Origin of the sequence: Acinetobacter sp. NIPH 298, from assembly GCF_000369505.1 — a bacterium.
Taxonomy (GTDB): Bacteria; Pseudomonadota; Gammaproteobacteria; order Pseudomonadales; family Moraxellaceae; genus Acinetobacter.
Window position 1 is genome coordinate 1,763,579 of the sequence record NZ_KB850055.1, and the last position, 21,918, is coordinate 1,785,496.

Sequence of the window (21,918 nt, forward strand, 5' to 3'; positions counted from 1 at the left end):
ATGAGTGAACCTATCGTTGTCGAATTGCGCTTAATTGAACAAACTTTCCGCCTGAACACCACAGAAGATAAGCGCGAAGAGTTAGAACGTGCTGCTGAATTGCTCAATCAAAAATTTCATGACATGCGTCGAAGTGCGCCACGTGTAGAACACAATAAGTTAGTCATTATGGTTGCACTACAAATGGCACAGGAAGTATTTGCTTTAAATAAATCTTTACAGCAATACGCACACTGCGAACACCTACTCCAAACGATTTTGGAAGATGTAGAGCAAACTGTTCAATAAACATGGTGATTGCACAAAGCCTCATCAATTAGTAAGTATCTTTACATGCAAACATTGTCATCAGGTCAAGATCAGTTATACTAAGTCTATCTCTAGGATGTTCGCCAGCGGGTCCGATTCCCCTGAGCCGATATCATCACTTTAGGATGGTGTTCTGTATATTTAGAGTGTATGTCTGCCCCGTGCAGAAAACCCAGCAAGTATGCGGCGCCCTCCACCTTGAACTTTAGGGTTCAAGGGTAACGACATGCAGCGGCATCTCTGGAGTGTTTTTTAATTATAAAAACAAGAGTTGTACTATTCATTAAATTCCAGAAGTTACTGCCTAATATTACATCTAAATGTTTATTCAAAATTACACATAAACGCAAAATAGTATCGCAAACATAACTTTAATCTGTTTAAAATTCCAACATACAGAGAGACAATCTCGGGGCGGTTCGTTATTGAGTTGCTTTACATACATAATCTAGGGTAATCATTCTCATTTCTTGTGATGCATTCATTTCCTTTCTTAAAGCTTCATCTTCTATTTCCATTTTTGTTTCAAATGCTCTTATTGTTTCTTTCAATTCTTTGTTAAGCTGGCTTGTTGTATCCTTTTTTTCATTAGTTGTATTATCTCATATGTTCTATTTAAAACCTTAATATGTTGTCGCGTCGCCTCTCTGAATTGGCAATGATCTTCTATTTTAGCTTCTGGGCTTTCTTTTCTTTTGCTTAAATAATCCATTCGTTCAAGGCTTTTCCCAAGCTCCATTGAATTTTCTATCATTAGTTTATTTAAATTTATTTGAGCTTGAACTTGGGCTGTTATGGCTAAAATTATAAAGAAAAGTAATTTTTTCATTTGATTAGAAATTTTGTTAATAATTTTATTATCTTATCATATAAATTCTATGCTTTTAAAACAACTATGGTTGTTTAATTATTCTAATCAACTCGCTCCACCATTGTACTGTGGAGCACCAAATTGTGAGTTTTTTTAACTCTACTACAATTTCTAAAGAATGTTTTTAGTTTCTTTCATTAAAACATACCGATATTTAAGATAAATCATTTCTGCAATTTCATAATAAATCCTTTAGATATTAGATTCATGATTAAATTAGTATCTGTTGATATTTCATCAATGCTTGCTGCGGCTGCATAATTTAGATTATTTTGTCCGCGTATCAAGATATTCAATATAACCTGTGTCTTCTACTGCTTGACCTCGAAATGTACCTTTATATTGATAACTTCCTGCATAACCACCAGCCATACCATACTTAAAATCGCCATTTGCTAGGCCATCAATACAAATTAATAGCTTTCCTTTTTCATCATTAACACTCCATGAAAAAGTTCGAGGTAAACGCATCGATAAACCATTAGGCGTTATAGAACGTTGTGATTCAAACTCATGAACTTCCAATTTAAAATCTTCAGAATGTATGCTTCCATGATCATCAATCGCACGAATATACACACGGCGTTGTAAGACAAGATTCAATGGACCAAGTACTTCAACTAAAAGAACCTGAGTTTTCTCATCGATATTTAAAATATGATACGTAAAATAGTTCATATGCAAGTTGATATCTATTGCACGTGCATATTCATACGTACACAGACCTTCGACATGGGTCTTCTTGCCTTGATATTCGAGATAACCTTCATATTGGCAGAGTAAAGCCCAATGATTATATAAACCGAAAGTTAACTCAGCAAAGTTTGCAACTTTATCAGTTGCAGTGATTTTCAAATCAAAGTTAAATTCATGCCCTTCACGATAAGCATGAAAATTAGGATAAGTGCCTTCTAACACTAAATCTCGACCAAAACATAAAGATGAACCATTACTTACTAAAGCACAGTCATTTTTGACACTATAGCCCTTAAAATAGTCTTTTGTTCCTATAGCTGTACCAATTAATACATTTGCTGTATCAATACTTGAAGTTTTAATTAAATGTTCATTACGAAAAATTTTAACTCGTGGTTGTCCAACCACGGTTAAAAGGTTCAAAAAATTAAAGGGTGCAGGGAGATTAGGAATCATCACACCATAGTGAACACAAGTATATTTTCCTTGAGGTGTATGCGTTTCCGTTTCGACATCAAAAGGTCGACCATTTCTTTTTCCTGAATAGTCAATCATCTCATGCAATGGTTTTGGAGCAACAATTTGTTTTGGGAATAATCGTGACATTTCAGAACCTCTATTAAACTTTACTCAATATTTCAGCTATCCCCCCTCTCATATATCTTTATGTCTAACATCCTTTGTAGTACAAATTTGACCAAAAATAAAACGAATTAAAGGGTTAACATCATCTTGAATTTATCAAGACATTTTAAGTATGAGAGAAAGAGCTATAAAAAAATTGACCGAAGAGGAAAACAAATTGATGTCAAAAATGTCAAATTAATAAATTGGCTAATATCTTATTTTACTTGAATTTATCATAGCGATCGACGAATATGGTTTGAGCAATGGATTGCTTAGTCTTGCTATAATTTCATGCTTTAAAGGAGTGGAAAAATCTCTAGACCACTTAAATAAAATGCCATAAAACTCTCATCAGAAAGCTTTATGGCATATCCCAACATTTACATTACTACTGATCGTATGAGCTAACAGCTCGCTAATAAAATTTTATATCTAAATAACCTCTACTCTTTCCGTAGAATTCTAGGCATTGGTCTGACTATAAAAAATCACTCATCATTCAATGCACATTCATAATGCGTCGGCTGCTGCGAACAACGGACTTGTTTCAGTAACCTCATCATGTCTTTATCGTAATAACCTTCTTTGGTCATTTGAATACGTGCTTCTCGCATCAGTCGCATATAACCAGGTTTTTCACTTTCATAAATATCCATCCAGTATTTTTCAGGAATATCTTTTTCAATTTTATCTACAAAATCAAATGCAGGCTGCAATTGTTTAGAGATGATTTCGCGTGCAATCGGTCCCATTCCAGCTGGGAATTTATTACGATGCATGATCAAAGTACCTGTAACCTGTACAACAGGAAAACGAATAATCCCACCTGCAATTTTTCCTGATTTATCCGTCATGCCCTTATGCAATTCCAGTGGATCAAACAAAATCGCTGGGCCAGCCATGATTTCGACTTCTCTATTGTTGAATTTAGGTCCTACAGTTGCTAAATCCACTGAAATCGCTTGCGCACCGACATTTTGAGCTAACTTCTTTTGTGTTGGATCAAATGAAAATACTGCGATTTTTCGTCCAGCGGCTTTTGCGAGTGTATTAATATTTCGATCACTCACCATAATATAGGCCGCACCAAGCGGCACAACGCCCACGACTTCATAATCATGATTGATCATTTTGTCGTCGAATTTAGGATGAGCTAATAATTGAATCACTGAGGTGAGTTGCTTGTAATTCTGTAATGCACCAATCGCATCAATACTTCCCACAAATGGATTAAACTGTCTTGCTCTTAAATTACTAATCCCCGCACCATCACAGCGTTTGCTGCGAAAGTCTTCCGTTAATACACCCTCATTGGTATAGACTTTGAGTGTCACCATGGTTGATGCATTTTGTTTTAATTTCGGATAGTCCAGATCAATCTTGAGCTGTAAATTGGAAGGTCGAGTAATATTCATATTGACCCCATATTGTTTGGCAATACGTACAATACGGGGCAATTCACTGATATAACTCGTGGCTTGTTGAAATGCCTCACCATGTTCCCCATTCGGTGAATACACACACAAAGTCACTTGTTTGGGAATCTGTTTCCAAATCTTTGGATCATTGAGCAAAGTTTTGATTTTATTCTGCGAATGCTGAGATAAAGTGAGATCAAGCTTCTCGGCTGGCGGTGCAGCGTATAAGGTAGATGAGATCAACAATGAAGCTGCTAATGTAGTTGCAAGCGAGAATGATCGGATCAAAGTGTTGTATTGCCATTTTTGTTGTTGTCGCACAAACATTTTTTCACTCCTGTGAATTATCATTTGACACTAAGCAAATCACACGCAAATAAAATTGACCCATTGACTTTAGCTTCGGGCAGAATAGTCATATTAGCCCATAAAAAAGCTGTCTAGCTATAAAACCAGACAGCGAACTTACAACAATGAAAAGAGAAAGCTTAAGAGCGGTTTAGGCGCAAGGCATTCACTACAACAGACAATGAACTCAGCGACATCGCCACTGCTGCAAACATTGGTGTAAGTAATAACCCAGTCAATGGAAAGAAGATCCCTGCTGCAACGGGCACACCCAATCCATTATAAACAAAGGAAAATGCAAGATTCTGTTTCATGTTTCTTACACCAAGTTTCGCCATATGCAATGCTTGACCAATCCCTTGCATATCACCTTTGACTAAGGTGACTTGCGCCGTTTGTTTAGCGATATCAGTGCCTGTACCCATCGCAATCCCAACATTGGCCTGTGCAAGTGCGGGTGCATCATTAATTCCATCCCCTGCCATTGCGACGATCTTGCCTTGCGCTTGCGCCAGTTTGACGATATCGAGCTTTTGCTTTGGATCAAGATTGCCATGAACCTGCTTGATTCCTAAAACATTAGCGACCATTTGTGCATTTTTCGCATGATCACCTGTCGCCATAATCACTTCTATGCCATCGGCATGGAGTTGGTCGATCACCGCTTTGGCATTTTGTTTAATCGCATCATGAATCGAAACATAAGCAATCAACTCCTGTTCTGACATCAAGAAACTAATCACATCGCCTTGCGAACGTTTTTGGTCTAGCATTTTGCTTAAATCGTCACTAAATGTTAAATCGAGCTGCTCAACCAATTTTTGGCTACCAATATATAGGGTTTTGCCATCAATATTGCCTCTGACGCCGAAACCTGTCACATCTTCAAAGTCAGTCACATTAAGCAATTGATTTGCATCCACCAATTTAGTCAAAGTCTGAGCAATCGGATGGCTTGAATATTGTTCAATCGAAGCAATCCATCGTTCAATTTGTACCTGAGTATACGTTGTCGATAATGGCTGAATTTCTTTTAAGCTTGGTTTGCCTTCAGTCAATGTGCCTGTTTTATCAATAATCAGAGTGTTTACTTTGCTTAATGCTTCAATCGCTTCAGCATCTTTGAATAGCACCCCTTTTTGCGCTGCGCGACCTGTAGTTGCCATCACTGACATTGGCGTTGCCAACCCTAAGGCACATGGACAGGCAATAATTAAAACGGCTACCGCACACATCAAAGCCAAGTCAAACTGTGCTTGACCAAAAACCATCCATGTAATGAACGTCAACACGCTGATCGTGAGTACCGTAATCACAAAGTATTTCGCTACAACATCCGCGATACGTTGCAATGGTGCTTTGGAACGTTGTGCATCCGCTACAGTCTGAATCATTTTGGCTAAAGTGGTATTGGTCCCGACAGCAGTCGTTTGAATACGAATAGAACCTTGTTGATTGATTGTTCCACCAATGACCTGATTGTCTTTTTGCTTTTTCACAGGTACAGGTTCGCCTGTCATCATCGACTCATCGACATAGGTTTTTCCATCAACCACAACACCATCTAAAGGGATTTATTCACCCGATGAAATTTGTAAAATATCACCTTGTTTGACCATGGCAATATCAACATCCACAACTTGGTCGTGCTGCACCAATTTGGCTTTGGCAGGTTGTAAACGTAGCAGTGCTTTCAATGAGTTTGCCGTTTGGGAACGTGCTTTAAGCTCAAGAACCTGTCCGAGTAAACTCAAAGACACAATCATACAGGCCGCTTCAAAATACACAGCGGCACCATGCCCTGTTTTGGCTTCAACAGGAATCACAGATGGAAAGACTGTTGCAACTACACTATAAATAAATGCCGCGAACACACCGACACCGATCAAACTCCACATATTGAGATGACCAGTTTTATAGGAGATTAAGCAACGCTGTAAAATTGGATAACCTGCCCATAACACCACAGGTAAACTGAGCACCAACTCAATCCATGGCTGAATATGTGGTGAGATAAAAGCGTGAATATGTGAGCCCATCGCTAAGATCATCACCAATAAACTTAAAGGCAAAGTTGTCCAAAAACGCCGACTAAAATCAACCAGTTCAGGATTTGGTCCTTCATCTAAAGTCGGTTGCATCGGCTCAAGCGCCATACCGCAAATCGGACAAGTACCCGGCCCTTTTTGCACAATCTCTGGGTCCATTGGACAGGTATAATCCATATCCATTGCCCCTTCGGGTACTGGGCGTTGGTCCACAGGGACTAAATAGAACGCTGGATCATGTTCAAATTTCTCTAAGCAAGATGGGTTACAGAAATAGTAAGTTTTCCCTTCATATTCCGTTTTTAAATCAGTCGTGGTCTTGACTGACATGCCACAGACTGGATCGATCTCGGTTTGGCCATCGGCGGCTACATGGTGTTGATGGCTTTGTCCTCCACCACAACAGGATGATTTTTTTACGTGTTCTTTAATAGGTTGTGATTCAGTTTTAGAACCACAACATGAACTTTTCTTTGGTTCAGTAGGTTTGGGTTCACAACAAGATGAAGCCGTGACGGATTCATTTACTTGCGCTGTTTTAGCATCGTTACTAGCATTTTTCTTAACTTGCTTGTCTTTTGAACAGCATGATGAAGTCTCATGTTGAGTCATGGTTCGACCTATCTTTTATTACGCGATAGGTTTAGGATAAAGTCTGTACCTAGGTACAGAGTCAAGCACTTTTGAGAATGATTTTTAAATGCATGATTTTAGGAGCATAGCGTGGACCTTACCATCGGTAAATTAGCAAAGGCATGTGATATCAATGTCGAAACGATTCGTTATTATCAACGGATTGGTTTAATGCGCGTGCCCGAAACCAAGCAAAGCTATCGTTATTATCATCAACAAGATCTGGAGACATTGAGTTTCATCCAAAAAGCCAAAGATGCAGGCTTACAACTCAATGAAATTAAAGAATTATTGACCTTGAATTTAGACGATCGTATCCAAGTCCGTCAGGTCATCGAGCAACGCTTAAGCAAGATTGATGAGAGAATTCAGGAGTTACAAGGACTCAAACAACGCCTTGCAACTTGGCTAGATGACTGTAAAAGCACTGAAAATGATTGCTGTCCTATATTGGTAGAACTTAAGAAATCAAATTAAATATTTAATAGGATAAATATCTAGATACAAACATAAGGTACATATTATTGATCCATTAGAAAAAAGACCAAACAACATTTTCATCTTGTTGTTTTAATACGAAACTGGTCTGTTGATCATCTTCTACAACAATATGCTGATTTGAAATCATTTTTACTTTAAGCAACGTGTCATTTTCATACACTAAATCATGTTTGCCCTCTTTGGTTAAGACAAGTGTTTGATCTAGGACGATTAGATTTCTCGATTCCAACATAGCTTTCCCCTTCGAAACTGTTCTAAAATTCTTGCATATTACGATCAAGCCAACAGCCATTTATATTGCAAAAGTGTTTTTAAATAATTTGCGATAAACAACAGAATGCCATTCAAAAAAGTGACACCTCGACCTCTTCGTTCTTGCTGTGCATTTTAGATCATTTCTCGACCAATCACACACATATTGTCTAACAGTTCACATAAATCTATATTTATGCAAAATTATATACAACCATAAATTGCAAAAGCTAAATCATTCTGTATTTAACTGTATGGGAAGATTAATTTGCATCCTTAGTGTTAAATCACAGATATAAACTAGCCGTAAAATTAAATCTGTATTCAATCGTGTGGTAGCGAGAATCAAGTCGATTTGTTTAGCTAATAAATTCAAACCTGCGTCCTGAGCCAGTTGGCTATGCCGCTGTAGCGTTTCCATCTGTGAAGTACTCAATTGCAAACGCCCTGAACAAGCAAGACTGAGTAATACTTCTAAAATCGGTTCACACACCTTTTGGCTCAAACTGATTTGGGTAGAAGCAAATTTTGCTTGCTGTTTTTTCTTTACCATTAATTGTTCAATACGTCCAATCAGACTTTCTTTTAAGGTCTTTTTTGGTTCAGCCAATTGATCAAAATCGAGATGAAACAGTCGAGTTTTATCAATTTGAGTGATCAGTAAACTGATTGGTGATAAAACCAGTTGATGTCCCTGTATTCGAGCATGAGCAAAGATCGATGAAACTTGAATCATTTGGCCACACAGACGTTCAAGCTGACGAATTTTATCTAATTCCTGCGTTTTCCAGTCCAGACGTAAATGAATCACAGAACCTTGCTGGTCATAGATATTCCACCATAGACATTGTTCGATTTCATCCACTTGCGGTGCATCATAACGGGAAATATTTAATAAAATTGTATGATCAATCCCCTCTACGGTTTGCATTTGTTGTTGCCAATGCTGTTGTACGGTCTGCCAATGATTAAAACCCATCTGTTGATATCGACCAAAATCCTCAATCTTGCTTAGGCTATTTAATGGTAATGCACGACTTTGCCCCGATGCCGATAACCGTCCATCTTCACCAAATCGAGGTTGTTGCAAACATACGGTTTTCTGCATCAGTTGTTGAGCAGTCCGCATCCAAATACTGTGCTGTGACCACGCATTATAACGATTAAAATTCGGGTCATTATTTTCTGCCCGTGCCACCGTAACTTCAAAAATCTTAGCGTTTTCTAATTCAGAAAAATACAGCGTCAGTCCTCTTGCACCACCTTGAGTACGCCACCAACGCGCACCTAGAGGAAGTAATTCCAAATCAGACTGCTGTTCATCGACTTGGTATTGCTGTCGGATTTTTCCTCTTAGGGAAAGTAATTGTTCGCCTTGTGCCTGTTGTAGTTGATAGAGATAAGCACGCATTTGCGCTAGATACAGTAAAGTGTCTTGCTCAGAACTATGCTCATCTCGTTGCAATAAACGGCTGATTTGACCGCTGAGTTGTCTCAACATGGCAGCTAATCGTGGTAAGGCTTCGCTACGTGCTGACATATTGAGTAAGTGCAGTTGTCGAGCTGTACTATCATTGACATGCGATAAACCAAATTCTAATAATTGATTTAAATCATCTTGTAATTCAACAACAAACTGGCGTTCACTTTCGCTTAAAATTGCTGGGTTTTCGACCTTACTGAGCTGCAATGCTGCCCATGATTTACCTTGTAATCTTTGAACTTCACTCAGCGCTGCTAAATGGTAAGCAGGTTGATCTTTTTCCAGATTGGATAGCATGCCTGCAAAACCTGTACCTGCTATATAGCTGATGTCTTCATTAATACTGGCAATATGAATCTTTAAACGATAGTCATCTTCAAACAATTCAGTTTGCTGTTCTTGCTGCCAAAGTCGGGCATATTTAATGGCTTTTTGGGCTTGTGCCCTGCCTATTTTTTTAGCGATGTGGTCAAGGTCTAATGCCAAAATTTCATCTAGTGGATTGATTTTTATCTGTTCAGTTACATTGTTTTTGGGTTGATCTTTAGGAGTAGAAATTTGATTTTCTTGAGCCTGATCATTGGATTCAACTTTGGACTGACAATGATGCATTTGAAACCATAATACGGCTGCCACAATATGTTTACACGCACCTGTGGCAGGACAAGAACACACCGCATTGACCAGACCTGTGGCAGATAAACAAACCTGTTGCCCATCACTTTCAATGCTGACTTGATCAGCTTGCTCAGTACGTAACACCACCTTTTCTGCTTCTATATCCTTTAATGCACGGCGCACTAAACCTGCGTTGGCATAAGTCGCAAGACTGTCTTGATCATAGGCTAAATATTGTTGTTGCCAACTCATTGCATCACCTCTGCCATCCATTCAGCAAAATGTTCAGGCGTTAAAGCTGCCACCGACATGCCTCGCTCATTGAGTTTTTGTGCCATTTGAATATCGTAGACAGGATTTGCCTTTTCATCTAAAGCGGCCAAACCTAGCAATTTCACCTGTTGGCTATGCAATCGACTCACTGCATTGAGTAAATGTGCCACCGACCCGCCCTCCTCAAAATCACTGATCAAGGTAAAAATGGTGCGATGCGGTTGGGTAATTAAACGTTCACAATAATTGACTGCTTTAGCAATATCAGTGCCGCCACCCAACTGTACCGTCAGCAACACTTCAACAGGGTCGGATGCCATGTGGGATAAATCGACAATATTGGTATCGAACAACACCAAATGCACTTTGACCGCAGGCAAACTGGCTAGGATACTGGCACAAATGGCACTATACATGACGGAGTTCATCATCGAGCCACTTTGGTCGACACAGAGCACCACTGTCCATGGTAAATGGCGTTGCACGCGTGCATTAAAGAAAGGTTGCTGAATAATCAGCTTATTCATATCCTGATTATAATGTTTTAGATTTTCCCGAATGGTTCTGCGCCAATCAAAATTTTGGCTATTGGCTATCAGAGAACGACGAAAACGGTTCCGGCGGCCATGAATGGCATTGATAAAATTCGGTTTTAATCGAGCTACAATCTGCTCGACCACAGTTTTTATAATCTCACGCACCGCATCCCGAGTGTTTGCATTCAGTCGTCCACGCATGGTCAGTAAGGCCTTTGCCAATTGTGGTGTCGGTTCTAAACTGCGTAAACTTTGTGGGTCTTTGAGCAAGGCGTCCAGTTGATAGCGTTCAACAGCTTGGGTTTGTACACGTTCAAAAGTACTCTGTGGAAAGAGCTTGCGAACATTATTCAACCAGTTAATTGCGGTCAGTTGCGAATCATCCAGTGAACCATGACGAGACTCTCCTGCAACCTGCCCGCGTCGTTCATATTCACGGTTATATAAATAATCTAATGTTCGCTCTAAGCGTAATTGATCCGCGTCAAGTTGAACCTGATTCAGCGCACGATCACTATAACGTCCTAAAATTAAACGCCAACGTGCAGAAAGGTCTTGCGAATTTGAATCATTCATTATGCAAACCAACCTTGTAAATTCTGTTCAACCAGAAACTGCTGTAGCTGCTGATTTAACTGCACCCCTTGCAACATTTCAGCTTGAGAAACCTCACTGCTATATTGGGAAATTTCCAAGCTCGAAACACCATTCAATTGCGCCACCTGTTCTGCAAAATTCGCTGTTTCTTTCGGTTTAAAATGCGTAAAAGCTTGGCGTAAATCAGGCAAGATCGCGACAAAGGCTGCATCATCCCATTGATCTAACAACTGATTGAGTAACTGTGCCATCACGGGATAACGCAATAATAATTCTGGTGCGCTTTGCATCATGCCTGCCAGATAAGCCACCGCATATTCAGGACTTGCTCCGATACCGAAATGTTGCTGAACCGATTGCTGTAACTCATGTTCAGACAAATTTCCATCAATAAAACGAAAGGCATCTACCGCACCTGCCAACAGATCGAGCTGCTGCCAGTCGGTATGTAAACGCTGTAAAGTTTGATAAAACTGCGCCAAAAAATCCGTTTCTGCACCCACTATTTTTGAATCACTGCTTTCTATACAGAGAATCCGTTGAATCTGCTTCGCCAAACTTCGCAATTGCAACAGTTGATTTAAAATCTGTTGCTGCTGATCTTCAGGTGGTGTTGCCAATTGGGAAAGTAAAAACAAGGCTGTTGGAATAACGTTTTTCAATAAAGCCTTGAGTTCAGGTTGTTGCTGAAAAGCCAGAAAATCTTTACCTGTCCATAAATTCAGCAATTTTTGCCCACATTGAATCACTGAATCTAAATCGGGGTCGTTGGGTAAATATTGTTCAACTTCGGCAAATAAAATGGGGATTTGTTTTTGTAATCCCATCAATGCTGCACGAATTAAAAGCTGTACGGCAAGATGTGAAGATCGTCCTTGCCCTGACTGAGAGAAAGACGCTTTCAATTGCAATAATTTCTGTATTGCAATGCGATGCAAATCATTGCCTAATTCTGATAATTCAATCAGTTGTGCTTCAACATGTGGTGTCCACGCATAATCCCATTCTTCAAATAACACATGTAAACGTCCACCACCTAAAAAATCAGGTCCACTGACAGACTTGGCAAAACCGACTTGTAAAAAATCGAGTAAATGTAAAAAACGGCTACGCAAACGGTGTTTAGCATTCCGAAACACATCCAGTTTTGCTCGTTTGGTCGTGGTTTCGTCCAGTTTAAAACGATGAACTTTTGCCAGTTCATAGACCTGCGCCAGCAAAGGCGGTGTCTGTGTCGATTGCACCACCTGTCCTAGACTTGCCCCACTCAGAATCTGCCGAAGCAATTGCTGAAATGCCTGTTGCCCATCATCAAGACTGCCTTTGACAAAGCTGCTTTGACAGGCATCGATCAAATCAAAACGACCAATCAGGTGATGCCCCCTTAAAGCCGCCAGACCCATCGCCTGTTCAGTGGCATTCTTCACCGTAATAAAACTACTGTCTAAAATCTGTTGCTCTCGAAGTTGCTTGGAAAAATCAGACAATAACTCAACGGTTAAGGCTTGCCTTTGTTCAATTTCATTTTGCGAATCATCAACAAGCTGTTGCCAACAACGTTGGTAAAATGTAGGTGATGGCATTCCCGATGCATAACCATTTAAAGCATCGAGACGATCAAAACTATATCGAATCAACCAAGATTGATCATCTGTATCTGCGGATTTTAGTTTTTTTATTTTCTTGGGTTTTTCATTGACTGTTGATTTTTCTGTCAATAACTGTGCTGCTAATTCTTCAATCAAAGCCAAGGTGTGAAAACCGCCCGTAACCACACAGATCTTGCCATTTTTCTGTGCATTGCACTCTAAAATACTGTGCAACATACATTGTTCACGAATCAAGGAAGCATCAGCCTCTAACACACTGTCTTCATAATCCAGTCGTGACATGGCGCACCAGACCAACACCTCATGGAAAAAGGCTTGCCAGTCCTGCATTTGCTGTTTGGGTTTTAACTCAAATAAATGATCCCAGTGTTCATCATGGTTACGGCAATGCAGTTTATGCGCCAATGCCTGTAAATATTGGCTATGCGCTAAATAACGTTCCTGTAGTAAACTCCGTGATTGCCATGTTTGTTCTGCAACATTTTGCTGTTCATGCACCACCTGACTTGTCCAAGCCAAATCAATAAATTCAACATTGGCAGCAATTTTTGGCGCATAACGTAACGCTACCCATTCAGGCGAATAATCACAGAATGGAAAATAGGCAGTGCGAGTTTGTTTTTGTTCGCCTATATCCTCTTTTTTAGCATCAGTTTTTTGTTCAATAATTTCTGTTTGACACAATACAGCTAAAGGCGGCTGACTATCGGAATGCTGCAAATCGGCAATTAAACGATTAAATGAGCGTGGTGCTTCAATCAAAATATGCTGAGGCTGTAATTGTTGCAACGCCTGTAAGGTGGCATAGGCACAGGCAGGGCTATGATGGCGAATGGGTAAAAAATAAATCCCCTTTTCTGCCAAAGCTGCTTGCTGTTGTAAGGCGTTTTGTAACCGTATTGGAATCGTCATATTGATTACTGCCAAAAAGCCTTCCCAGCATCAAAAAAAGCCTTCCATGTTGCATCCTGTTTGGCACGTTCACGCGCCACATTATCCATATAGAAACGCATCCGCTTGGCATCATCAGTATTATCTTTTAACACCACACCAATTAATTGACGAGCAATCGCCGCCCCATTTAACGATTTATCACCGAGATAATAACCCTCCAAAGCAGCTGCATAAGCAATATTCACGGCTTCCGCTGTAGACATCACCGCATCTGGGGTTTTGATTGAAGTACCATCTTTAGTTGTGCCTTGACGTAATTCCTGAAAAACCGTGACCAATAAATCAATCACCGAATCAGACATCTGAATCTGATCAGATAAATCGCCTAGCTCTTGTTTCAACTGAGTCAGTACAAGCTCACGTTCAAAAACAGGATCAGCAATCGGTCGTACCGTTTCAAAATTAAAACGACGTTTCAATGCTGATGACATCTCATGCACGCCACGATCACGCAAGTTTGCTGTAGCAATAATATTAAAACCTGCTTTGGCATACACTCGCCCCTGCTGACCCAGTTCTGGAATCATCATGGTCTTTTCAGACATCAACGAAACCAGTACGTCCTGAATTTCAGGTGGACAACGGGTGATTTCTTCAAAACGGATGATCTTTCCTTGTTGCATTGCTTGGTAAATAGGTGATGCAACCAAAGACTTTTCATTTGGACCTTCCGCTAGTAGCAAGGCATAATTCCACGAATATTTTAAATGGTCTTCGGTCGTCCCTGCTGTACCTTGTATGGTTAAACCTGAATCATCACTAATCGCAGCCGCCAATAATTCAGACAGCATGGATTTTGCTGTACCCGGTTCACCGACTAACATTAAGCCTTGTTTACCCAATAAAGTCACAATGGCACGATCAACTAATGCATCATCACCATAGAATTTACGGCTAACTCCAAGTTTGTCATCACCTAAAATAAATTGGCGCACCGCTTTGGGTGAACGCAACCAGCCTTGTGGTTTTGGGGCATTGTCCTGCTCAGTCAAAATTGCCAATTCCTCGGCAAAACGTTGTTCAGCACTTTGTTTAATGATGTTTTGTTGGGTCATATATTTACCATTTCTTCTTAAAATCTTGATCAGATTTCCCTAAATCTATTATAAAAATCTTTAATTCCCATATCAGCTATGGTGGAAGCGGCATGGATGCCGCCTCTACATTGCAAATCCTGATTACGAATTTAAAATAAGATCAATCATATTTTACCAAGGTGTTTTCTTCTGCCATTCAGGATCAAACCCCGAACAGGCATCTGCCACTTTTAAATAATCCGCATAGGTTTCAGCCAATAATACAGGCGGAACATCTGCCAAGCTCATACTACTCTCACGCCATGACCGCACATTCTTTTTCTCAAAATTCAAGTCATATAACACTGCTGCAAGATTTTCCTCTGGCACATAACTACCACTAAAACGAATCACCGCAGACAAACCAATTTGGCTAAATGATTTAAAGTAACTATCAAATGAACCGCCATCTTCAATCGACGCACGTTGATAGCCCAATTTAGTAATAACACCGCGCAAAGTAAAAGTATCGGTCAACCAACCTTTTCGATCCTCAATGATTTCAGCATGAGTATCAAATGTCGGTAGTTGACGCGTCATTTGTTCAAATAAAAACTTCACTTTATAGTCTTTAAAATGCGCTTGCCACGCCTCTGCATCATCGGTATTGATCAAGACCATATGTGCAATTTTGATTTGACTATCAGCTTGTAATTCAACTTCATCATCATCCAGATTGAGTAAACTGCCATCATCACTAGGACGGAAACTTTGTAAAACTTCACCTTCTGCTGATATTTCCAACCACACTAAACGCTGAATCAAACGCTTCATAATTGGATGAGCAAATAAGTATTCCTGCCAATCTGCACTGCTCCAAGTCCGTTCGCTACACATCGCTTCATACAAACGTTGTGTTTGTAAATCAATCACCTGCTTAAATTCTTTTTTGCTACTGCTAAATAATGATTTTGCTTCTTTAATTAGCGCTTCGTCATCGCCTTGTCGTGCAGTTGGTAAACTTTTGATAATCTTACTATCTTCATTTTTCAGTACAAATTTATCTTTATCATCGACATAAGCCGTCAAAACGCGTGAACCATATTCAAGAGTTAAAATGCCTGAATCATCCAGTCCCGCTGTTGGAATGGTACGATCCGCAAGCTCATCACTACTCCATTGATTACGTTCTGCAATTTGCTCAACCAATTGTTTTGCAAGATTTTGAACCGATGCAGTACGATAACGACGTGAAAGACTGAGTAATAATTGAATGATCAGCGGATCATCGCTGACCGAAAAACTACTCAACATGGCTTCGATTTGCGCACGTCGTTGATAATGTTGCTTCATATAGTCTTGCAGCAATTTCACTGCAACACTACCTTGCGTTTTAAACGTCAGTGCCAACATCCCTTTACTTTTAATAGCTGAACCTAAATAAATTGCTAAACGCTCGCGTTTAATTTCTTCAACCACTTCTTCCAGTGTGATGTGCTCATAGCGCCCGTAATATTCTGGGTACTTCTGCCCCCATCGTTGAAATGAATCCTGATAAGAGGCCAAACGGCTCGGTGCTTCCTTATTGGCAATATCCATTGCCTCTTCCAAACTTGGGTTACGAGTATCTTGATGAATAAAGCTTTGTAATAAATATAATGCCAATGTCTGTTGGCTCTTTTCATTCAACAAACCAACATAACGTTGCAGCAAGGCATTCGGAATTGGATCTTTGAGTTTATCGGCTAAAACCACCCACCATTGAATAATTTTAGTATCGACTGCTGTGCCATCCTGCCATTGCAATTGTGGTAAATAACTCAAATCAAACCATGCAAAGCTACTGACGATTTTTCCTTTTAAACCTTTCTCAGCATCTTTGAGTAAAGCATCAGCTGAAAGATAGACACTAATGTCCTCACCTAACTGCTCCAATGCTGTCAAAATCGCAGCGATAACAACTTCTTTTTTCTCTTTTTTCAATAAATCATAAAGCGCAGACACAGCAGAAGGATGTTGTAAACGAGCTAGCCATTCAATCGCAGTAATCCGAATTTCTTGCTTACCATTTCCTAAAGCTTCAATTGCTCTTAAGTGAATATCAGGTAATTTTCTCAACACTTCCTGAGCATCAAAACGTAAACGTTTGCTATCACCTAATGCAAATTCGAGTAATCGAGGAATAAATTGTTTTGGAACTTGTGGGAAGCGTTGTAATAAAGCAAATGCCTTGATCGGATCATAATAACGCCATGAATTTTTATTTTTACTTGGCAGCAATCCTAAAGCTTCAGCAATTAAATCAATATTCTCCACAAAAAAAGGAATTACTTTTTCATCATCAGTAATTCGTGTATTCAGCTCAGTACCGCTGTAATTTTCTAGGTATTCATTTGCAATACAACGTTTACTACTCTCTTCTGAAATCCCGACTTGTTGCAAAACTTGGCCTAACTGACGCAATTCAATTGTTTCCCAGTTCTTGGCATCTAAAAACTGGAAAAACTGATACCAATTTATCCAATCATTGTTTCGATGCCCAAGCACCAAACGAGCTGCATGAATCAAACTAAACTCAGGCAACTGCTGTAATTTTTTTTGATAATTGGCAATTTCTTCAATATACGAACGATAGTTGTTTTGACCATTTAAATGACCAAGAATTAATTTTCCAACATCTTCAACTTTGTCATAAGATTTGCAGAAGTCTCGATAGTTATTTTGTCTCCAATGGCTTTTGTATCCACCTTTTTCAACTGATTTATTATCTTCAATTTCCTGTTCTGCGACTTGACGATATTTTTCTCTTATTGCCAAGTAATTATCTTGTAGAACCTGAGCAAAAATTTCAGGAATGACTTTAGCCTCAATCACCTCGATTTCAGGTAACGTATATTCAACCTCGACCATTTGCTCCAAGGATTCGAGTCGTTGTAAAGCAGATAGAATATTGACCTGTACTGATTTTAATTTTTCGTTTTCTGCTGCTTGTTGCAGGATTTCTCGATTTTGCTCACCTAAACGTGCTAACAAATCCGCTGCAAAGCTACGCTGTTTACTCTCGCCATTAACGAGGAAATACTGTAAATGTTGCTGGCTTTCAGCCTCATCGAGATGGGAAAGTAACACAGTGGCTTGTTCACGAACGTTCTTACTCGAACTTAATGCAAGAATAATAATCAGCTCGGTTTGTGGTTGCAGTAACTCCTGATGTTGAGCAATAAATTCGAGGAAAATCCCCTGAGCCGTGGCAGATAATTTTGGCAGAACGGCTCTAATCAGTTGTAGGTGCTCTGTGAAAAAAACAACGCTATCTGAAAATTTAAAAAGTACATTAAGTTGATCATGGTGATAACTATTTACATCACCACGTTCAAATAAAGTCGCGATAAAATCCTCAGTATTATTTTCAGATTCAGACAAATAGAGTTGTTTTAATTCAGCAATTGTCCAAGTCTGACGGTGTGATTTTTTCTGTCGATCATCAAAATGTTGATGATTAAAACTCGTCACCAAGCCATCTACCAAAATATAGCTAAACCATACAGGTGTATTCTTTGAAAGCTGTGGATAATTTCGTTGCTGAGTAGCTGCTTCTAAAAACTTACCATAACGAATCGTTTGTTCACGACTGAACTTTGAAAAAATATTGATATATAGCTTATAGCGCGCATTCTGTGATGCTTTGCATAATTTTTCTTGGGCTTTGGTCAATTCAGATGACGGCCAAAACCATCCATAAGTTCCTGGACTACCCAGTAAAGCACACACCTTATCCGTCGCTTGCTGTTGTAAGGTCAGTAAGACCTCAGGATTTTGCCCATTGACAATATAATTTAAGACCTGATTAGCCAATGAAGCATTCACTTCCACTAATGGTTCTACAATGGTGCTAAGTAATGCTAAAGTTTCGGAGTCTATTGTATTTTGACCTTGTAGATTGATGAACTGATTTACTCTATTCTTAATACTTTCAAACATTGAATTGCCTCTTATTTTCCCCAGTTTTAAACTTAATATTTGATTTTTAATTTAAAAAATCATGATTACTTTTTTCTAATTCCAAGATTTTACAATAATACATAGCAACCCACTGAGTATATTTTTGATGGCTTCATTATAAGAAATTGAAAATCAAAAGCATCCCGAAAATTGGGTCTGTACGACAGTTATTGTCGTACACATTATTTTTAGGACATAAAAAAATGGCTACTTTAAAGTAGCCATTTTTCATTAAAGATCAATTACCAACTTACGTTTACACGTCTGTTTGGTGCCAAACAACCAACGAGTTGTGTGTTGGCTTTGTTACCCGCGCATTGCTGATATAAATCAGTTTGGCTGTTGGCTTGAATTTGAATGCGACTCGCATCAATACCTTCATTCACCAATAACTTTGCAACGGTATTGGCACGTTGTGCCGACAATTGATGGTTATAGGCAAATTTACCAAGCGGATCTGCAAATCCAGCTACAATAATAGGGCTGTTGGATGGATTCTGTTTGATACGTTGTGCAATTGCAGCAACTGTATTAGAACCTTGTTGAATAGCATTAGCATTTGAACGATCAAATGCAAAGAAGACACTACCTGAGCGTGCAGTATTTACATTGGCATCACTTGATACCAGATTGTTTGCACCCCAAGCCATTAAGCCTTCGCATGCTTCACCTTTCCAAGTTAAACGCTCTGACAAATTGTCTTTACCAAAGTCGACACGGAGTTGGCAACGCAAGTAATCCTGACTATTTGGCTGGCGAATATCTAAAACATAATTCCAAGTTTTCACAAAGAATAAACCTTCACTAAATTGAGGATTTCCCAATAAATGACGGATTTGGTCTTTGGTTAAACCTGTATCTAAACGTGCAACATTATCATATTCATAACGTTTCACTTGTTTTAAATAGCTGTTTTCAACTACTGGAAATTTGATTTCATCTTGTTGTACAACAACCTGTTCTTCTGCAAATGCAGAAACAGCAAAACTAGATGCAACCCCTAAAACCAATGCTTTTATCATATTTTTCATATTCAAACTCACTTTATCTATTGGTGATGAGGAGAACCCAAGCCTTTAGGTTCTCCCTAACAACTATTCCTTAGTCAATTACGCCACTGATACCGATACGTACACTTGGATCACCTTGTGATGCAGCAGCTACACCACCCGTAATAGACCAACGCCCATTGTCAGCAGTCTTACGTAAAGTTACGCCGACTGCATTTTCGCCACCATGATATGAAGCACCAGCCGCATAGGTATATTTACCAGCAATATATGGCGCAGCTTCTAAAGCCATTGCCGCTGCAATACCTGCATTTGCTCTTTTCTCAACATTATCAATACGTTGATTTGTTGAATAGAAGGCTTGCTCAAGACGATTGCTTACATTGTCAATTTTACTATCCAATGCTTGATCAGCCTTGTTCAATGCATCAATTGCACCACCAACATTATTATGTGTTGTATCACCTACTGTGTAAGTTGGATTGGTAAAGCTATTGGTAATATTGTCATAACCGGCTCCGCCACCTAAGAATTCAACCACTTTGTTGTTCGTAGCATTAAGCTGAGAACCGTTCACGGCATCTTTAGAGGTTGCACTAATCGCTCCATCTTTAACACCAGTCACAACACGATCACCATCCTTACCAGCAACATTTACTGTAGTACCACCAGTGTCTTTACCAATGGTAATATCACCTGTCGGTGTTTGTTGCTGAACTAGACCAGATTTACCATCATTAATGTTGTTAATATTGGTTTGGATGTTTGAAATATCACTTGTGTTTTGGTTCACTTGTTCTTGAACATTCCACAATTGACCGCCATTTACAGCATCCTTAGAGTTTTGCTCAACTTTGCCATCTTTTACATTGGTAATCGTAGTGCCATCAGCGCCGCCTAAAGTGATCTTATCTTTCGATGCATCATCATATTTAACAGCATTATTGGCAAGCTCATTAACATTGTTGTTCACATTGCTAATCGCACTGTCTAACTGACCTTTATTTACCGCATCAGTTGCATTTGTACCCGCAGCCACATTGGTAATTTGTTTATTGCCAGCATCAATTCCTTGTGTTGTTACACTTGGACCACCAGCGATAATTAAACCTGTGTTATTCAACACAACGGTATTATTACCAATGCTAACTCCTGCGTTGTTTAAAACAGTATCACCAGCTTTAATAGAATCGACCGTCAAATCTTTTGCAGTTGATACTTCATAGTTATCAGAACCATCTGCATTTTTTGATTTGTTAACAACAATATTTTCGCCATTCGATACTGTTGTTTTAGATGTGGTTGCAGCCGAACCAATAGCTTTATCTAAAGCATCTAAAGCATCACCAACATTCGACTGAGTACTTTGTGCAACATTATAAGTTGGACCTGTAATTGTGCCATCGGCATTCACTTTCGCACCGCCACCAAGGCTATTCACAAGTGATGTTTGTGTGGTTACAACTTGATTTTCAACCACCTTCAATTGTTCTTCAGTAGCAGCTCTACCTTGGGTAGCAAAATCACTACCATTCAAGTCTTTATTACTTAAACCTGTGATCGTATTCGTTGATTTATCAACAACAACACTACCTACCTGAAGCTGATTGGTCGTCACACTGGTCAAATTCAAATTCTGGCTTAATGCGAATGCAACATTATTGCCTGTCTTCGTTGCCGTAATGTTCGTATCTGCTGGGTCAACTACACCAATATCAACCGTGTCACCTGCTTTGATTGCGCCACTGTTTGAGCCATTGGTTTGTAGGTTGAAACCACCTTTTAATGTGGTGATTTCATTACCTTGATTAGTCACAGTAGTGTTCAGTGTACTGATGTCACCTGTATTCTTCGAAATGTTGCTGGTATTGGTTGCAATGTTCGTGGTGTTTTCATCAACCTTTTGATTGGTTGTAAACAATTGACTGCCATTCACCGCATCAGTTGAAGTTGCTGACACATCACCTGCTTTCACATTGGTCAGTGTCGTACCACCTGCACCCGCTAAAGTCACTTTGTCTTTAACTGTTGCATCGTCGTATTTCACTGCTGCATTGTCATTTTCTGCTTGTTGCGCTGCCAATGCATCTAATTGACCTTTGTTCACCGCATCTTT

The 21,918-nt window shown here is 39.4% G+C and carries 13 protein-coding genes, 1 other RNA gene and 1 pseudogene; 3 read left to right on the forward strand and 12 right to left on the reverse strand.

Going from position 1 to position 21,918, the window contains the following annotated elements:
- Nucleotides 1–288 carry a cell division protein ZapA gene (locus F903_RS13265; RefSeq protein WP_004670486.1) on the forward strand — a complete coding sequence of 96 codons (288 nt, stop codon included), beginning with the start codon at nucleotides 1–3 and terminating at the stop codon, nucleotides 286–288.
- Nucleotides 289–374: 86 nt separating this feature from the next.
- A non-coding RNA gene (gene ssrS / locus F903_RS16470) (6S RNA) lies at nucleotides 375–560 on the forward strand.
- A 296-nt stretch (nucleotides 561–856) separates the two neighbouring features.
- Here ssrS and F903_RS13270 read toward each other — a convergent pair.
- From F903_RS13270 to F903_RS13285, 4 genes and pseudogenes are all read right to left on the reverse strand, one after another.
- Entirely contained in the window at nucleotides 857–1,138 is a 282-nt protein-coding gene (locus F903_RS13270) for a hypothetical protein (RefSeq protein WP_005197705.1), read from the reverse strand.
- Between the two features lie 309 nt (nucleotides 1,139–1,447).
- Nucleotides 1,448–2,482: a DUF6670 family protein gene (locus F903_RS13275; protein ID WP_005197708.1), complete on the reverse strand. Its 1,035-nt coding sequence runs from the start codon at nucleotides 2,480–2,482 to the stop codon at nucleotides 1,448–1,450.
- A gap of 509 nt (nucleotides 2,483–2,991) precedes the next feature.
- Nucleotides 2,992–4,248 (reverse strand): putative solute-binding protein, encoded by a 1,257-nt coding sequence (locus F903_RS13280; protein ID WP_005197710.1) that lies wholly within the window; start codon nucleotides 4,246–4,248, stop codon nucleotides 2,992–2,994.
- A gap of 161 nt (nucleotides 4,249–4,409) precedes the next feature.
- A pseudogene (locus tag F903_RS13285) lies at nucleotides 4,410–6,929 on the reverse strand (heavy metal translocating P-type ATPase).
- 111 nt (nucleotides 6,930–7,040) lie between these two features.
- Between F903_RS13285 and F903_RS13290 the strand changes: the two are divergent.
- On the forward strand, nucleotides 7,041–7,427 hold the full coding sequence (locus F903_RS13290) for a MerR family transcriptional regulator (RefSeq protein WP_005197715.1): 387 nt from the start codon (nucleotides 7,041–7,043) through the stop codon (nucleotides 7,425–7,427).
- A 55-nt stretch (nucleotides 7,428–7,482) separates the two neighbouring features.
- On the opposite strand, the gene F903_RS13295 is transcribed toward F903_RS13290, so the two are convergent.
- The 8 genes from F903_RS13295 to F903_RS13330 all read right to left on the reverse strand — a co-directional run.
- Nucleotides 7,483–7,683: a hypothetical protein gene (locus F903_RS13295; RefSeq protein WP_005197717.1), complete on the reverse strand. Its 201-nt coding sequence runs from the start codon at nucleotides 7,681–7,683 to the stop codon at nucleotides 7,483–7,485.
- Nucleotides 7,684–7,938: 255 nt separating this feature from the next.
- Entirely contained in the window at nucleotides 7,939–10,056 is a 2,118-nt protein-coding gene (locus F903_RS13300; protein WP_005197718.1) for a hypothetical protein, read from the reverse strand.
- Entirely contained in the window at nucleotides 10,053–11,189 is a 1,137-nt protein-coding gene (locus F903_RS13305; RefSeq protein WP_005197719.1) for a VWA domain-containing protein, read from the reverse strand. Before F903_RS13305 ends, F903_RS13300 begins: the two co-directional genes overlap by 4 nt.
- Nucleotides 11,189–13,732: a DUF5682 family protein gene (locus F903_RS13310; protein ID WP_005197720.1), complete on the reverse strand. Its 2,544-nt coding sequence runs from the start codon at nucleotides 13,730–13,732 to the stop codon at nucleotides 11,189–11,191. The genes F903_RS13305 and F903_RS13310 overlap by 1 nt, the downstream gene beginning before the upstream one ends.
- A 5-nt stretch (nucleotides 13,733–13,737) precedes the next feature.
- Nucleotides 13,738–14,829: an ATP-binding protein gene (locus tag F903_RS13315; RefSeq protein ID WP_005197721.1), complete on the reverse strand. Its 1,092-nt coding sequence runs from the start codon at nucleotides 14,827–14,829 to the stop codon at nucleotides 13,738–13,740.
- Nucleotides 14,830–14,982: 153 nt separating this feature from the next.
- Nucleotides 14,983–18,771, reverse strand: coding sequence for a DUF4132 domain-containing protein (locus F903_RS13320; protein WP_005197722.1), 3,789 nt, complete (start codon nucleotides 18,769–18,771; stop codon nucleotides 14,983–14,985).
- Between the two features lie 263 nt (nucleotides 18,772–19,034).
- On the reverse strand, nucleotides 19,035–19,823 hold the full coding sequence (tpgA, locus tag F903_RS13325) for a trimeric autotransporter adhesin/peptidogylcan-associated protein TpgA (RefSeq protein WP_005197723.1): 789 nt from the start codon (nucleotides 19,821–19,823) through the stop codon (nucleotides 19,035–19,037).
- A 70-nt stretch (nucleotides 19,824–19,893) separates the two neighbouring features.
- Nucleotides 19,894–21,918, reverse strand: a 2,025-nt coding sequence (locus F903_RS13330) for a YadA-like family protein (protein WP_005197725.1), incomplete at its 5' end; no start/stop codon positions are given.

Coding starts and splice junctions, on each gene's coding strand:
- tpgA (WP_005197723.1), bottom strand. CDS start 19,823: ATGAAAAATATGATAAAAGCATTGGTTTTAGGGGTTGCATCTAGTTTT.
- F903_RS13305 (WP_005197719.1), bottom strand. CDS start 11,189: ATGAATGATTCAAATTCGCAAGACCTTTCTGCACGTTGGCGTTTAATT.
- F903_RS13270 (WP_005197705.1), bottom strand. CDS start 1,138: ATGAAAAAATTACTTTTCTTTATAATTTTAGCCATAACAGCCCAAGTT.
- F903_RS13320 (WP_005197722.1), bottom strand. CDS start 18,771: ATGTTTGAAAGTATTAAGAATAGAGTAAATCAGTTCATCAATCTACAA.
- F903_RS13275 (WP_005197708.1), bottom strand. CDS start 2,482: ATGTCACGATTATTCCCAAAACAAATTGTTGCTCCAAAACCATTGCAT.
- F903_RS13265 (WP_004670486.1), top strand. CDS start 1: ATGAGTGAACCTATCGTTGTCGAATTGCGCTTAATTGAACAAACTTTC.
- F903_RS13280 (WP_005197710.1), bottom strand. CDS start 4,248: ATGTTTGTGCGACAACAACAAAAATGGCAATACAACACTTTGATCCGA.
- F903_RS13310 (WP_005197720.1), bottom strand. CDS start 13,732: ATGACGATTCCAATACGGTTACAAAACGCCTTACAACAGCAAGCAGCT.
- F903_RS13300 (WP_005197718.1), bottom strand. CDS start 10,056: ATGAGTTGGCAACAACAATATTTAGCCTATGATCAAGACAGTCTTGCG.
- F903_RS13315 (WP_005197721.1), bottom strand. CDS start 14,829: ATGACCCAACAAAACATCATTAAACAAAGTGCTGAACAACGTTTTGCC.
- F903_RS13295 (WP_005197717.1), bottom strand. CDS start 7,683: ATGTTGGAATCGAGAAATCTAATCGTCCTAGATCAAACACTTGTCTTA.